The organism is Pseudovibrio exalbescens (genome assembly GCF_028737195.1).
GTDB lineage: Bacteria > Pseudomonadota > Alphaproteobacteria > Rhizobiales > Stappiaceae > Pseudovibrio > Pseudovibrio zosterae.
In genome coordinates, this window is sequence record NZ_JAQZAJ010000009.1 from 24,671 (window position 1) to 39,267 (window position 14,597).

Consider the following 14,597-nt stretch of genomic DNA (forward strand, 5'->3'; position numbering starts at 1 on the left):
CCGCGCAAGATTTTTGCCCGCGTAGTCAAGGTCCCGAAAATTCGAGCATCGCCTTGGGATCGATGCGCCCGGCCCGGTGGTACAGTCGCAGATCAGACCCCCTGATCTGGCAGTTATTCACCACACACCCCACCACGGGTCTGCCTTGCCGCGCGTCACAAACCCATTAGCGACAAATAGACTTACGTGGATTCCAGAACTAAGTATTCTCACGCCCCTGATATTTCAAGAGAGATTCTAAGGTCTGCCGCCGCGTTACGGTCTCTTTTGCGCAGAAATACCAAGAACGGTGGATTCTCACTGCAAAAACCCTCCAGCACCCTAGCTCATTCCTCCAAAGCGGGTGACTTGGGCCAAATGCAATCGTTTTCCTATTGCATTTGACTTGACAGCATACGCAATAAAGCGGATTAGGCCTCAAAACACTGTGTCAACTAGAGGCTCCAATGCTCCGTTTCGCTCTCGTCCCTCTGGTCTTGCTGCTCGCCGCATGCAGTCCGGATGAGGACACCCGTGATGAAATCAAGTTCTCAGGCAACACCATGGGAACGACCTATCACGTGCGAGTGATCAAAGGCGACAACCCGATGGTTGGCACAAAGCTGCAGCAGGCCATCAACAACAGCTTGCGTGCAACCAACCAAAGCCTGTCCAACTGGATTCCGACCTCAGAGGTGGAAGAGTTCAACAAATCCACCAGCACCGAGTGGACCCCGGTTTCCGCCGACTTCAGCGACATCATGCAATCGTCCCTGCGCTTGCACGAAATGAGCGGCGGTCGGTTTGACGTGACGCTGGCCCCGCTCATTGACCTTTGGGGCTTTGGCCCGTCAGAGGACGTGCCGGACGAACCGAGCCTTGAAGCGATCAACGAAGCCTTGAACGCAGTCGGCATGACGACCATGTTGGAGTTCGAAACGAACCCACCGGCGCTGCGCAAGGTGAATCCGGACACAACGGTCAACCTGTCGGCTATTGCCAAAGGCTTTGGCGTCGACAAGATTGCGCAGACACTGGAGGCCAACGGCTTCAACGAGTATCTCGTTGAGATTGGCGGCGACTTGTTCGCCAGGGGTATGAATTCAAAAGGAACACCTTGGGTGGTTGGCATCGAAAAGCCGGATCCGACGCAACGTGTTCTGCAACGTGTAATCCGGGTCGAGAATCTGGGAATGGCGACCTCCGGCGACTACCGCAACTACAAGGAAGTCAACGGCCAACGCTTTTCTCATATCATCGACCCCGTTACAGGACGGCCCATCAACCACACGCTTGCCTCGGTGACCGTGCTGGCTGAAAGCGCTGCTTTGGCAGATGGCCTTGCCACTGCCATTTACGCCATGGGCCCGGAGAAAGGAATGGAGTTGGCTGAACGTGAGAACCTGCCGGTTTACATGATCGTCCGCTCTGGAGATGGATTTATCGAGAAAGCGTCAAACGCTTTCCAGAAGCTCGAAGCTCGACAAGACCAACCACAAGGATAACGCAGAAATGACCACGTTCCTCGCTTTGTTCGGAGTAGTCTTTGGCGCCCTGCTCATCATCATGGCAGGCATGGCAATTGGCGCCGTGTTCCGCAACAAGCCAATTCAGGGCAGCTGTGGCGGCCTTAACGCCATTGAAGGTGCCGACCACTGTGTGATCTGCAACCGCAAGGTCGACCCCAACAGCCCATTGCGTGAGAAATTGCAGCCATGCAAATCAAAGGCAGCTTGAGGCGCAATCACGCCTAGTAACGCCGATAAAAAGCAGCTATAGAGAAGCAAGCGACGGACACCGTCGCTTTTTCTTTAGCTCGAGAAATCGAAGCTTCCGAACACCATGAGGCAAAACATTGCCACTGCGATGGTGCCGTAGATACCGCATTTTACCGGCCAGCCTTCTTTCTGAGCGCGCCAGGTGTTGCGAAACATGCGGCCTGAGACCAGAAAGACAACAAGAAATACAACACCCCACCAACGGTTCATGTTGGTGAACAGGCCGAGAAGCTCTTCCATTAACGCGCTATCCAATCGATCGGTTACTCTGCCAAGCACTTAAGTAAGCACGACGCCCGTTGCAACCGAATTCAGCTCAAGAACGTTCCAAACGAACCGTTCTCGAGCCTACACCGCCTGCAAGCTTGGCGGCGAAACCGGCCAACAGCCCGAACAGAGCGCCCTCCGGAACAAACCAGTACGGAGAGGCATAGATGCCCACATCACCGAAGTTGGCGATGGTCAACTCCTTGAAACGATCATAAGTGAACAGAACGATTACGAAATTCATCCAGGCACCCAATCCCGGCGCCATCAACCACCATGGCAGCGGCATGCCAGTGATCGGATGCCGATCAAAAACGCCGATCAGCCCAACAAACGCCCCAAGTGATACGTACCAAAGCAACATGCCAATGCGTAACTTGAGATCGGCGTCGGGCCAAACCATCGGTGTCACAAAAAAGATGACAAGTCCGACGATGAGCCCAACCACCTTGCCTGCGAAAATCCGAGCAGCGAGTGAAGGTTTACTCATAGTTTCCATAAAGGCTCCCTTGGAGTTTACTAGCAACCACACCCCGACCATGGCCGGGTAAATCAACTGGATATACGGTGTTACCCTATGACATGGATGTCCTTCTTGAGCCGCCTGTTACACAACATCGCTGTAATACTTCAGGCCTCTTGCGTTGACCTCGCCCTCTTATTTGAGTACAAGACCCTCCGGGTATGGACAGATAGCTCCATAAGATACTCGTCTGGCGAGGCGGGTTGCACTCTTTCCTCGAAAGAACTTTAAATGACGAATTTTGAAGGGGTTGCCCCAACGCTTTCCACCGCACTGGAAAAGCGCGGCTACACCAAACTGACGCCCGTACAATCCGCCGTTCTTGAAGCCGATGCAAATGGCCAGGATCTGCTGGTTTCCGCTCAGACCGGCTCCGGCAAGACGGTCGCTTTCGGCCTTGCTATTGCGCCAGAAGTTCTGGGCGATGAAGAAAAACTGCCACGCTCCGCTGAACCTATCGCTCTGGTTGTTGCACCAACCCGTGAGCTGGCGCTGCAGGTCAACAACGAGCTGCAATGGCTTTACGGCGATGCCGGTGCCCAGTTCGCCACTTGTGTTGGCGGCATGGACATGCGCAAAGAGCGCCGTTCCCTGACCCAGGGCGCGCACATTGTCGTCGGCACACCAGGTCGCCTGCGCGATCACATCGAACGCGGTTATCTGGACATGTCCGCCCTGCGCACTGTTGTGCTGGACGAAGCGGATGAAATGCTGGATCTGGGTTTCCGTGAAGATCTGGAATTCATTCTGGGCGCGGCGCCTCAAGACCGCCGCACCTTGATGTTCTCTGCCACGGTACCAAAGCCGATTGCCAACCTTGCCAAGGAATACCAAAAGGATGCCGTGCGCATCTCAACGGTTACCGAGCGCGAGCAGCACACAGACATTGAATACCGTGCGCTTCAGGTCGCCCCGAACGACCGCGACAACGCCATCATCAATGCCCTGCGCTTCTACGAAGCACAGAATGCCATCATCTTCTGCGCAACACGCGAGATGGTGAAGCACCTGTCAGCACGTTTGGGCAACCGTGGTTTTGCTGTTGTGTCGCTCTCCGGTGAGCTCACCCAGAACGAGCGCAACCAGGCCCTCCAGTCCATGCGCAACGGCCGTGCCCGCGTGTGTGTGGCAACCGACGTTGCCGCCCGCGGCATTGACCTGCCAAATCTGGATCTGGTGATTCACGCCGACCTGCCAAACAACGCAGAAACCTTGTTGCACCGCTCTGGCCGTACAGGTCGTGCAGGCCGCAAGGGTGTCTGTACGCTGATCGTACCGCACACCCGTCGCCGCATTGCCTCCCGCCTGCTGAGCTTTGCAAAGATCAAGGCAGAATGGGGTCCAGCCCCATCGGCTTCTGAAATCCATGACAAGGATCGTGAGCGCATTCTGAACGGTGCTGATCTCGCCGAGCCTATGGCCGAGGACGATCAGCCATTGGTGGAAGCGCTGTTGGAGAAGTATTCGCCAGAAGCGATTGCCGCCGCCTACCTGCGCTCCGTGAAGCAGGGTCTGCCGGCCCCTGAAGAGCTGCTTCAAAGCTCTCCAGATCAGGAAGGTGAACGCCGTCCGCGCAACAACATCGAAAACGGTGTCTGGTTCCGCTTGAACGTGGGCCGCAAGCACAACGCAGAACCTCGTTGGCTGCTGCCAATGATCTGCCGTGCGGGCCACATCACCAAGCGCGACATCGGTTCAATCCGCATCTTCGACGCCGACAGCCGCTTTGAACTTGCGCCGCATCTGGCCGAAAAGTTCATGGAAACCATCAAGGTTCACGGCACCGGTGAGCAGTCCATCACCATTACCCGGATTGATGGAAATCCGGAGCGTGGCCGTCGCCCAGCCCACAAGCGTGGCCGTAGCGGCGGTGAGTTCCGCGAAGGTGGCGGTGGACATCGCAAGGGCGGTCGCGATCGTCGTGACGGACGCCCACCGCGGCACCACAAGTCCGAAAGAAGCGAATAAACAAAAAGGCGGGACCAGTTCCCGCCTTTCTTGCATCAGCCCTTCAGGATGCGAACCAATACCCGATCCATGGCCTGAAGGAAGTTGGACTTGTCCTTTTGAGAAAAGGGCGGCGGACCGCCCGTCATTTCGCCAAACGAGCGCAAGTCCTCTTTCAGATCCCGCGTGGCCAGTGCCATGCCGATGGAATTTTCATCAAACTCCTTGCCCTTGGGCGACAAAACCGCAGCGCCGACCTTCACACAGCGTGAAGCCAGCGGGATGTCCTGCGTGACCACCAGGTCGCGCGCGCCTGCACGTTCCGCAATCCAGTTGTCGGCCTCATCCGGTCCCTCACTCACCACCACAAGGCGGATATCCGGATCGCGCGGCACATTCATGAACGCATTGGCGACCACAAACACCTTGAGGCCGAAGCGCTCCGCCACACGGTAGACCTCAGCCTTCACCGGGCAAGAATCGGCATCCACATAGATCTGCGTCTCCAAAACGCCCCTCCTTGAACTGTGAGCAAAAAAGGCGCTCGAAAGCGCCTTCTCATGCATGCGGCTTACTTTTTGCCTTTGTTGAAAGCGGCTGCCAAGGCAGCGGCCATTGCGTTGTTGGCTCCGCTGTCATTGCCGCCCTGAGGCTTGCCACCTCGCGGAGCGTTACCGCCGCGTGGACCGCCACCGCGTGGGCCATTGCCGCGCCCACCACCGCGTTGGTTGTTGTCACGAGACTGACGTTCGCGCACCTGCTCACGGGCTTCGCTGCTGTCCTTTTTCATGGTCAGGCCGATGCGTTTGCGGGCCACATCCACCTCAACAACGCGCACCTTCACAATGTCGCCAGCCTTGACCACCTGATGCGGGTCATCAACGAACCGATCTGCCAGTTGAGACACATGCACAAGGCCGTCTTGGTGAACACCAATGTCAACAAAGGCCCCGAAATTGGTCACGTTGGTCACCGTGCCTTCCAGCATCATGCCCGGACGCAGGTCGGAGATGGTCTCAACACCATCCTGCAGGCTCGCCGTCTTGAACTCCGGACGCGGGTCACGGCCCGGCTTTTCCAGCTCGGAGAAGATGTCCTTGACCGTCGGCAGGCCAAATTTGTCGTCAATGAACTCCTTGGGGTCCAGATTGGACAGAACATTGGAGCCCATGATCTGGCGCAGATCGCGGCCACAAGCCTTCACGATTTTTTGCGCCACCGGATAGGCTTCCGGGTGCACTGAAGAAGCATCCAGCGGATTGTCGCCGTCGGCAATGCGCAAGAAGCCCGCACATTGCTCAAAAGCCTTCGGACCAAGGCGCGCGACTTTCAGCAGTTCCTTGCGGTTCTTGAAACGGCCGATTGCATTGCGCTGCTCGACCACCGCCTTTGCAAGGCTTTCGCTGAGACCGGAAATGCGGGATAGCAACGGTGCGGACGCAGTATTGAGATCAACGCCCACCGCGTTCACCGCATCTTCCACCACCCCGTCCAGCGCGCGGGCCAGCTTGGTCTGGTTCACATCGTGCTGGTACTGACCAACGCCGATGGACTTGGGCTCGATCTTCACAAGCTCAGCCAGCGGATCCTGAAGGCGGCGGGCGATGGAGGCCGCCCCACGCAGGGACACATCCACATCCGGCATTTCCTTGGCTGCCAGCGCAGAAGCGGAATAAACAGAAGCGCCCGCTTCGTTCACGATCACCTTGATCGGGCGCACCTCTGCCGGAATTTCCTTCAGAAGATCAGCGGCCAAACGGTCGGTTTCGCGGCTTGCTGTCCCATTGCCGATGGCAATCAGGCTCACGTTATGCTTGGCAACAAGCGCCTTGAGCACAGCAAGGGAGCCCATCACGTCGTTGCGCGGCTGGAACGGATAGATGGTTGCCGTATCCACCAGCTTGCCGGTGGCGTCTACCACGGCCACCTTCACACCGGTACGAATGCCCGGATCGAGACCCAGTGTGGTGCGGCTGCCTGCAGGCGCTGCCAACAACAGGTCCTTCAGATTTCGGGCGAACACGTTGATGGCCTCTTCCTCGGCGCGGTCCTTCAGGTCGCTCATGAGGTCGAGTTCCACATGAAGGCCGATCTTCACCTTCCAGGTCCAGCGCACCACATCTGAGAGCCACTTGTCAGCAGGACGCCCGCGATCTTCAATGCCCACCGCATCGGCAATCATCTGCTCAACCGGCTTCACCTTGGACACGTCATCGGCGTCGATTGTCAGATCAACGGAGAGAATGCCCTCATTGCGCCCCCTGAACAGCGCCAGCGCTCGGTGGCTTGGAATCCGCGACCAGTTCTCCGAATAGTCGAAATAGTCCGCGAACTTCGCGCCTTCCTGCTCCTTGCCCTCAACCACCTTGGACTGAACAACACCGCCCTTGGCAACATACGACCGCAAACGCCCCACCAGCTGAGCGTTCTCTGAAAACCGCTCCATGAGGATCTGGCGCGCCCCATCAAGCACCGCCTTGGTATCGGCAAAGCCCTTTTCCGCATCAATGAACGATCCAGCCTCCGCTTCCGGCACCTTGGACGGATCGGAGAGCAACAGGTCTGCCAGAGGCTCAAGGCCCGCCTCACGGGCAATCTGCGCTTTGGTACGGCGCTTTTTCTTGTAGGGCAGGTAAAGATCTTCCAGCGTGGCCTTGCTGTCTGCGGCGGCGATCTGTTTTGCCAGTTCGTCGGTCAGCTTGCCCTGCTCATCGATGGACTTCACGATGGCCTTGCGGCGATCTTCCATCTCGCGCATGTAAATCAAGCGCTCTTCCAGCGTGCGCAGCTGCGTATCATCCAGACCGCCGGTCGCTTCCTTACGATAGCGCGCCACGAACGGCACCGTCGCGCCTTCATCCAAGAGCTGAACTGCAGCGCTGACCTGCCCGGCCTGACAGCCGATCTCATCAGCGATTTTTCTTGAAATGCGCAGCGCTATCTCTGGCGCCAGTGCGCTTGCTTTCGTTGGAGTGGAAGAGGAAGAAACGGTCGTGTCGGACATCTTATTCCCATTAAAGCTGTCAGCGCGCCAATCGCGCTGACGCAGAACTTAAGTGCATGAAAGAGCCCAATTTCGGGCAAAGAAGATGGCAGAGGGTCAGCGAACCACAGTAATCTGCTTGGCGGCACGGGTTACGGCGGTGTAGAGCCAGCGCTGCTGGTGCTCACGGAATGCCCAGCTCTCGTCAAACAACACCACCTTATCCCATTGCGAACCCTGAGATTTGTGCACGGTCAGTGCGTAACCAAAGTCAAACTCGTCGGCGCGGCGGCGGATGGCATAGGGAAGCTGGTCACCGCCCTCCTCGAACATCGCTGGTAGCACCTTCACCTGCACGGCGGTTTTGGCAAGATCGTCTTCCGAAACCACATCAAAGCGGATGGTGTTGCCCCTTGGCGGGCGCAGCCGCTTCACATTCCAAAGGCCGCCGTTCAGAAGGCCCTTCTGCTTGTCGTTGCGCAGGCAAACCAACTTGTCGCCCACTGCAGGCATCTGGGTGGTAAAGCCCATCAAGTCGCGAATGCGGTTGTTGTAAAGGCGGCGGGTTTTGTTGGTGCCCACCAGCACCTGATCCGAGGATAGAATGATGTCCTTGTTGATGTCCCGGCGGGTGATAATGGCGCTCTCGCCATACTCACCAAATTCCAGCTCACCGCCGTCGCGAATGGTCATGGACATACGCACAATCGGGTTATCCTTCGCCTGACGGTGCACTTCAGTCAGCATCATGTCCGGCTCGGCGTCGGTGAAGAAACCGCCGCCCTTTACCGGGGGCAGCTGCGCCGGATCGCCCAGCACCAGCACCTTCTTGCCAAAAGAAAGCAGGTCGCGGCCAAGTTCCTCGTCAACCATGGAGCATTCATCAATGATGATGAGGTCCACCTTGGCAGCAGGACTGTCACGGTTGATCGCGAACTGAGGTCCCTCATCCTCCTCTTCCTCGTCCTTTTTGGTGCCGCGAGGACGGTAAATCAGAGAGTGAATGGTAGAGGCGTCCCAGCAGCCTTTTTGGCGCAGAACGTGTGCCGCTTTACCGGTAAAGGCACCGAAAGCCACATCACCGTCGATGCCCTCCGCCAAGTGGCGCGCAAGGGTGGTCTTGCCGGTTCCAGCAAACCCGAACAGCCTGAACACCTGCTTGCCGCCCCCACGGAGCCAGTTGGCGGCTTCAGTCAGTGCCTGGTCCTGTTGCGGTGACCACTCCATACCTTTACCCCTGCATTGCCTAGATCAGACCTTCGGTAATAAACGATAGAGCCGCCAGAAGTCGCGCGTTTTTATTGATCGGTTCACAGGCGAGTTGGAAACCTGAAGAAATCAATCAGATGCTCAGGTCTTCGAGCACTTCCAAAAGCCCGCGGCGCACGTGGTTTTCGCGCCCGATCACCGTTTCTGCTGCCAGCATTGAGTTCAAAATGGCCGCTTCCGTGGCATCCACGGTCGCCCGGAACACCCGGTCCATACGGCCCTCATCGAGCTGCTGAATACTCTGAAACTGCTTGCGAGGCTTGTTCGGAATCGGATCGGCGGTGGTGAACGCCATGGCAATATCGCCGCTGCCATGCCCCATGTAAGAGCCGGTTCTGGCCAGTGCCACGCCGGTGCGCTTGGCCACACGCTTCAACTGACGCTCGGAAAGCGGCAGGTTGGTGCCCACGATCATGATGATCGACCCCTTTTCCGCGCCATGCACATCGTCGTCAACGGCGTGCTCAAGCTGGAACCCCAGGTCCAAACCATTCATGATGAAGTCCGGCATCCGCCCCATGTTGGTCAGCACCAATGCCCCAACAACATAAAGCCTGCCGCCAACGGTGATCTGGCGCGAAGCGCTGCCGATCCCACCCTTGAGGCCGAAGGCAGACATGCCCCGGCCTGCACCGACCGAGCCCTGCTCGAAGTTTTGCGAGGCAGCGCCCAGCGCCAACTCCACATGTTCAGGCCGCACGGCCAGAGCGCGAATGTTGTTCAGGTAACCGTCGTTGCACTCAAACACCAGCGGGTTGACTGTGCCAGCCTCTCGGCCGATCTCCGGCGTGCGCTCCAACATGTAGCGTACGACCCCTTCGCTGGCCGCACCAACGCTCAACGTGTTGGTCAAGACAACGGGGGTCTCCAGCTGGCCCAATTCTTCCACTTGGACAAGCCCGGCGCTTTTGCCAAAACCATTGAACACATGAACGGCGGCGCGGGTTTTGAGATAGAAAGGGTTTTCATCGCCGATGGTCAGCGCTGTAACACCCGTTTGTATCATGCCTTGGGAGAGCGTGTGGTGGCCGACGCGAACGCCTGGCACATCGCAGATGGTATTCAATGGACCATGCGGAAGCGTTCCTACGGGATGCTTGGCATGGGAGAGAAGCGGGCTCTGCATTTACTGACCGTTCTTTGAACGCAACTGATGAGAAGACTGATTTTCAACTACCGGGCTCGAAGTGCTACAGCACTGAACTGTAAAACGCAAACAACCAGCCCAATCAAAAACTGGCCCGATGGAAGGCATATCGCTTTCCAAGCACCGTTACTTACGCTGTTCTTCGCACCCCAAAGCGCCTTATAAGTCAAATTTAATTTTATTTTCAGATAGATATACCTAATCATTGGGCGCCTGAGTGTTCTTGAGGCAAGCTGAGGTCGCCTCAAGATTTTTTAGTACAAATACTGATTTTGCGATTTTAGGCAGGGAAGATTTTCTGTGAAAATCTTTGTAATAGTTCCAACCTTCATATGAAGTTCATAGGGCTTAACTGGAGCGGAACGAACGAATCCTGCGCTGAAATGGTCGGCAGATCACGGCCTGAGAACAGGTCCAGACACTGCTTCAAGCAGACCAGGGCGCGCGCTGAAACTGCTCCAGAAGATCCACATCATGGATGAAGAATTCCGGCTTCACGCTTTTGAAATGGCTCATGTCGGTACGCAGCTTGTCCAGATGTAGCGCCATCGCACCCACAGCCGCCCCCACATCCCCGGCCCGCATGGCCTGCAACAGCGTGCGGTGTTCCTCAATCACAGAGCCAAGGCGCTCCATATCCAGCATGGCAAGGCGGCGATACCGATCCACGTGAACCTTGACCTGCGTGATCAGCTCCCAGATGCCGGAATAGCCACCAGCCGCCGCAATGCCGGCATGAAACGCATCATCCGCATCATGAAGCGCCTGACGGTCGCCGCGATCAATGGCTTCCTGCTGCTTCTCGATCAACGCTTCCAATGCAAGGAAATCGCTGGGCTGACCGAACTTGATGGCAGCTTTCACGGTGACCTCTTCCAAGGCCTGCCGCACCAACAGCGCTTCAGGCAAGGCGGAAAGCGGTATCCGCGCCACAAAAGTTCCGGACTTGGGCGCAACCTCCACGAGCTTTTCCTCTGAAAGCCTGAGCACCGCTTCTCGGACCGGCGTACGGCTTACCCCATGCTTTTCGGCAAGTTCGGTCTCGCTGATCAAGGTACCGGGCACCAGTTCCGTTGTCAGGATTGCCGCGCGGAGAGCATCATGGATGATATCGGCGATAGACGTTCCCGAACGCCCCGCATAACGCCCGGGCCCGGTGGGCGGCGCGTTCTGGGCGCGCGGCTTGCGTTTGGTTTTGCCTGCACTTGGCTTCGGCATCAGGAATGCTCCGGCTATCAATAATTTCTTGTGTATCTTATATACAAGTTATATAGATCGAGAAACAAGGCAAACACAAGCCCAGAACGACAGCGATCAGCGCCGCAGATACGCCGCAACGAGGCTTTTTCGGTGCCCACCGCTTCTTTTTCAGGCAAGCGTGTTGAGCCCTCGACGTTTTTTGAGAGAATGGCACGAGCCTCAGCGGCCCCGCTGAGAAAACCGGGAAGACTAAGAGGATCCCTATGACCGCAGAGATCATCAGCTTTGGCGAACCACTCTTCGAGTTCAGCCAGGTAAAAGAAAGCGGAGATGGCCCTGACTACCTCAGCGGCTTTGGTGGTGACACGTCCAACTTCGCCTGCAGCGCTTCCCGTCAGGGCGCATCCGTTGCAGTGCTGGCCCACCTTGGCGCTGACGTATTTGGCGACAAGTTCGTTGATCTGTGGACCAGGGAAGGCGTGAATACCGATCTGGTTGTGCGCAACCCGCAAGCACCAACAGGCATCTACTTTATCTCCTATGATGAACGCGGCCACCACTTCACCTTTGCCCGCAAAGGCTCCGCTGCCTCTCTGGTCAGCCCGGATCAGCTTCCGGAAGACGCCATCAAGGCCGCAAAGCTTCTGCATACATCCGCAATCACCTGCGCGATCAGTGTCAGCTCTTGCGATTCGGTGTTCAAGGCCATCGAAATTGCCAAGGCGGGTGGCACCCTTACCTCTTTCGACACCAACCTGCGTCTGAAACTCTGGGGTCTGGACCGCGCACGCGGCGTGATCCATGAGGCTGCGCGTCACGTGGACTTCATCATGCCAAGCGTGGATGAAGCCGAACTGCTGACCGGCCTCAACGATCCGGACCAAATCTGCGACTTTTATCTCAACCTTGGCGCAAAGACCGTCATCCTGAAGCTTGGCAAGCAGGGCGCCATGTACGCCACGGGCAGCCAGCGCAATCGGGTTGCGGGCAACCCTGTCGACGCCAAGGATGCAACAGGCGCTGGCGACTGTTTCTCTGGCGCGTTCTTCAGCCAGATTGTTGCGGGCAAGTCGCTTGAAGATTCATTGAAATATGCAAATGCAGCAGCAGCCCTGACCACGCTTGGATTTGGAGCTGTAGCGCCAATTCCATTCAAGAAGGACGTAGAAGCCTTCATGAAAGAACGCGGCGTGCTGTAACGATCGGATCCCCCATCCGATAAAAAGAAAAGCCTCGCTCACCGCGGGGCTTTTCGTTTTTCACACTCTGGTGTGGTGGACCTTTTCACCGAAGAACCCGATATGATGGCGCATGATGTTCCGCGCCTCGCCCGGGTCTCGATCCCGGATCGCATCCAGCATGTCTACATGCTCTTGCAGACCATGGCGGGTCGCGTATTCCGGCAGCACGTTGTAAATGCCGCGGCTCATGCTCATGCCCAGCAGGATCTGCTCTTTCATGCTGTCGAACACCAGCAACGCGTAGGCGTTCTTGGCAGCCTGAATGATGCTGCGATGGAACAGATAATCCGCGTTGACAATATCACCGCCGCGATTGTGTTCCTTGATGATCTCGTTCAGCGCCGTTTCCATGCGCTTCATGTCGCCCTCGTTCCAGCGTTCGGCCGCAAGCGCTGCCATCTCCGCCTCAAACACGAGTCGCGTTTCCTGACACTCCATGATGTCGCCAATATCAGAGACCTGATAGGCAACCATCGAGCCCTCTTGCTTGGTTGGGGCTGGCTCAACGCCATCAATCACAAAACTGCCAGAACCTCTGACCGTTTCAATGACCCCCTCTTGACGCAGACGGTCCATCACCGCCCGGATGACAGGCCGGGAGACGCCAAAACGTTCGCAGAGCGCATGTTCTGTTGGCAGCTTCAAGCCCTGCGGAAACTCCCCAGACTCAATGCTGCTCTTTATGCCAGCGTACACAGTATTACTTAAGTTGGCGGGACGGCCCACATCAGCCTCCTTGCTGAAGCACCCCTGTAATTTAATTGGATGTTATATAACAACCTTGGCACACTATTACCGATGCTGAGTCGTTCGTCTTTGATAAATGCCATGGGTGCGACGTAAATTCGCGCAATCCAGAGTCTAATACTCACCCTGAATAATCGTAGAACACGCAAAATACGTAGCACTACTACTGGCAGTTATGTGACAGATATTTCACAATACCTGCATCGAGCGCCTCTTGGGGCCTCTTTTGTGAGGGAGGATTCGATGCTTACTCATACATTCAACACCGCACTCAACTGCTGTGGCATCGTGCTACGCGCCGCAGTCATTGGCGTCAGCATGGCCGGCATCGTCGGCGCAATGTTCACATTGCTTGGCTAACGCAGGAAGTGCGCTGTCTCAGGTGATCTTCGCTTGAGAGTTCGGGAGCTTTAAAGTCATACTGCCTCTGCCTTTTCGGCAGATGTGCAGACTGGCGTGCCTACCAGAATTGGGAGAGAAGAGGGAATTTTGGTAGCTCGGCGGTTCATCTGGGAATGACCGGCGCCTTGCGCCACTGCGACCGGAGACATAATGAGCCACATTTTGCAACTCAGCCTTTACACCCCTGAGTGCATCAATTCAGATTTGGAAGCTGTCGCCCCAGTCATAAGATACTGGGACCTCGGTAACCCTCAGGTATTGCCCGCAGAACTTGCCAGGGACGTAACGGTGGTCGCCACCAAGGGCGACTTGGGCGTTCCTCCAGCACTCATGGCTTCCCTTCCCAATCTCAAGCTGATCTCCGTTTACGGCGTCGGCTACGACGCGATTGACCTGAACGAAGCCCGCAGACGCTCAATTGCCATAACAACAACGCCGGACAGCCTCACCAGTGCGGTAGCAGACATGGCAATCGCCCTGATTCTGGCTGGCAGCCGCCGACTTGTGGAGGGCGATCACTTCGTGCGCGCCGGCAATTGGGCCAATGGGAAGCTGGGCACAGGGTTCGACATACGCGGCAAGACCGTGGGCATTTTCGGTTATGGCCGCATTGGCAAGAAGATTGTCCGGATCTTGGAGGCGTTCGACTGCAACATCCTTTACTGCGATCTGAAACCGGATGCGGACCACCCGGCAGGGTTTTGCGCAACCCTGGAAGAGCTGGCCGAGAAAAGCCGCGTGCTAGTCATTTCCGCAGCAGGAGGTGCTGCCACCAGAGGCATGGTCAATCTGAATGTCCTGTCCAGGCTTGGCCCCGACGGCCTGCTGATCAACGTGGCCAGAGGCTCCATCGTCAATCAAGAAGACCTCATCAAGGCGCTACAAAATGGCGCAGTAGGCGGCGCTTGCCTCGACGTGTTCGAGCAAGAACCCAACGTGCCGGAACCGCTTGTTTCCGCGAAAAACGTCATCCTTACCCCCCATATCTCCAGCGCAACACTAGAGGCGCGGCGACACATGGGAGAGGTAGTTATCCAGAATATAGCCGCATGGCTAGAAGGAAAACCGCTTGTGACCCCGCTACAATTATAGCGTTTATAGACAACAGCGCTCG

Annotated in this window: 13 protein-coding genes; 5 read left to right on the forward strand and 8 right to left on the reverse strand. The window is 56.8% G+C overall.

Going from position 1 to position 14,597, the window contains the following annotated elements:
- Positions 1-446 precede the first annotated feature (446 nt).
- Together PUV47_RS19095 and nqrM are read left to right on the forward strand one after the other, a co-directional pair.
- Positions 447-1,484 (forward strand): FAD:protein FMN transferase, encoded by a 1,038-nt coding sequence (locus PUV47_RS19095; protein WP_274220200.1) that lies wholly within the window; start codon positions 447-449, stop codon positions 1,482-1,484.
- 7 nt (positions 1,485-1,491) lie between these two features.
- Positions 1,492-1,716, forward strand: a complete 225-nt coding sequence (gene nqrM / locus PUV47_RS19100) for a (Na+)-NQR maturation NqrM (RefSeq protein WP_274220201.1) — start codon at positions 1,492-1,494, stop codon at positions 1,714-1,716.
- A 74-nt stretch (positions 1,717-1,790) separates the two neighbouring features.
- Here the strand turns inward: nqrM and PUV47_RS19105 are convergent, their stop codons facing one another.
- Positions 1,791-1,997 carry a hypothetical protein gene (locus tag PUV47_RS19105; protein ID WP_274220202.1) on the reverse strand — a complete coding sequence of 69 codons (207 nt, stop codon included), beginning with the start codon at positions 1,995-1,997 and terminating at the stop codon, positions 1,791-1,793.
- Positions 1,998-2,073: 76 nt separating this feature from the next.
- Complete coding sequence (locus PUV47_RS19110; protein WP_274220203.1) at positions 2,074-2,523, reverse strand: hypothetical protein; 450 nt, start codon at positions 2,521-2,523, stop codon at positions 2,074-2,076.
- A gap of 255 nt (positions 2,524-2,778) precedes the next feature.
- Between PUV47_RS19110 and PUV47_RS19115 the strand changes: the two genes are divergently transcribed.
- Positions 2,779-4,515: a DEAD/DEAH box helicase gene (locus PUV47_RS19115; protein WP_274220204.1), complete on the forward strand. Its 1,737-nt coding sequence runs from the start codon at positions 2,779-2,781 to the stop codon at positions 4,513-4,515.
- A gap of 35 nt (positions 4,516-4,550) precedes the next feature.
- Here the strand turns inward: PUV47_RS19115 and PUV47_RS19120 are convergent, their stop codons facing one another.
- The 5 genes from PUV47_RS19120 to PUV47_RS19140 form a co-directional block, all read right to left on the reverse strand.
- On the reverse strand, positions 4,551-5,003 hold the full coding sequence (locus PUV47_RS19120; protein WP_274220205.1) for a YaiI/YqxD family protein: 453 nt from the start codon (positions 5,001-5,003) through the stop codon (positions 4,551-4,553).
- 62 nt (positions 5,004-5,065) lie between these two features.
- The gene (locus PUV47_RS19125; protein ID WP_274220206.1) at positions 5,066-7,498 is read right to left on the reverse strand and encodes a Tex family protein; all 2,433 of its coding nucleotides are present in this window, start codon (positions 7,496-7,498) and stop codon (positions 5,066-5,068) included.
- A gap of 96 nt (positions 7,499-7,594) precedes the next feature.
- On the reverse strand, positions 7,595-8,704 hold the full coding sequence (locus tag PUV47_RS19130; protein WP_274220207.1) for an ATP-dependent DNA helicase: 1,110 nt from the start codon (positions 8,702-8,704) through the stop codon (positions 7,595-7,597).
- Between the two features lie 115 nt (positions 8,705-8,819).
- Entirely contained in the window at positions 8,820-9,872 is a 1,053-nt protein-coding gene (locus PUV47_RS19135) for a P1 family peptidase (protein ID WP_274220208.1), read from the reverse strand.
- A gap of 447 nt (positions 9,873-10,319) precedes the next feature.
- Positions 10,320-11,111 carry a GntR family transcriptional regulator gene (locus PUV47_RS19140; RefSeq protein WP_274220209.1) on the reverse strand — a complete coding sequence of 264 codons (792 nt, stop codon included), beginning with the start codon at positions 11,109-11,111 and terminating at the stop codon, positions 10,320-10,322.
- 245 nt (positions 11,112-11,356) lie between these two features.
- On the opposite strand from PUV47_RS19140, the gene PUV47_RS19145 reads away from it, so the two are divergent.
- On the forward strand, positions 11,357-12,292 hold the full coding sequence (locus PUV47_RS19145) for a sugar kinase (protein WP_274220210.1): 936 nt from the start codon (positions 11,357-11,359) through the stop codon (positions 12,290-12,292).
- Positions 12,293-12,352: 60 nt separating this feature from the next.
- Here PUV47_RS19145 and PUV47_RS19150 read toward each other — a convergent pair whose 3' ends face one another.
- On the reverse strand, positions 12,353-13,060 hold the full coding sequence (locus PUV47_RS19150) for a FadR/GntR family transcriptional regulator (protein WP_274220211.1): 708 nt from the start codon (positions 13,058-13,060) through the stop codon (positions 12,353-12,355).
- 573 nt (positions 13,061-13,633) lie between these two features.
- Between PUV47_RS19150 and PUV47_RS19155 the strand changes: the two genes are divergently transcribed.
- Entirely contained in the window at positions 13,634-14,575 is a 942-nt protein-coding gene (locus tag PUV47_RS19155) for a 2-hydroxyacid dehydrogenase (RefSeq protein ID WP_274220212.1), read from the forward strand.
- The last annotated feature ends 22 nt before the right edge of the window (positions 14,576-14,597 follow it).

Coding starts and splice junctions, on each gene's coding strand:
- PUV47_RS19095 (WP_274220200.1), top strand. CDS start 447: ATGCTCCGTTTCGCTCTCGTCCCTCTGGTCTTGCTGCTCGCCGCATGC.
- nqrM (WP_274220201.1), top strand. CDS start 1,492: ATGACCACGTTCCTCGCTTTGTTCGGAGTAGTCTTTGGCGCCCTGCTC.
- PUV47_RS19105 (WP_274220202.1), bottom strand. CDS start 1,997: ATGGAAGAGCTTCTCGGCCTGTTCACCAACATGAACCGTTGGTGGGGT.
- PUV47_RS19110 (WP_274220203.1), bottom strand. CDS start 2,523: ATGGAAACTATGAGTAAACCTTCACTCGCTGCTCGGATTTTCGCAGGC.
- PUV47_RS19115 (WP_274220204.1), top strand. CDS start 2,779: ATGACGAATTTTGAAGGGGTTGCCCCAACGCTTTCCACCGCACTGGAA.
- PUV47_RS19125 (WP_274220206.1), bottom strand. CDS start 7,498: ATGTCCGACACGACCGTTTCTTCCTCTTCCACTCCAACGAAAGCAAGC.
- PUV47_RS19130 (WP_274220207.1), bottom strand. CDS start 8,704: ATGGAGTGGTCACCGCAACAGGACCAGGCACTGACTGAAGCCGCCAAC.
- PUV47_RS19135 (WP_274220208.1), bottom strand. CDS start 9,872: ATGCAGAGCCCGCTTCTCTCCCATGCCAAGCATCCCGTAGGAACGCTT.
- PUV47_RS19140 (WP_274220209.1), bottom strand. CDS start 11,111: ATGCCGAAGCCAAGTGCAGGCAAAACCAAACGCAAGCCGCGCGCCCAG.
- PUV47_RS19145 (WP_274220210.1), top strand. CDS start 11,357: ATGACCGCAGAGATCATCAGCTTTGGCGAACCACTCTTCGAGTTCAGC.
- PUV47_RS19155 (WP_274220212.1), top strand. CDS start 13,634: ATGAGCCACATTTTGCAACTCAGCCTTTACACCCCTGAGTGCATCAAT.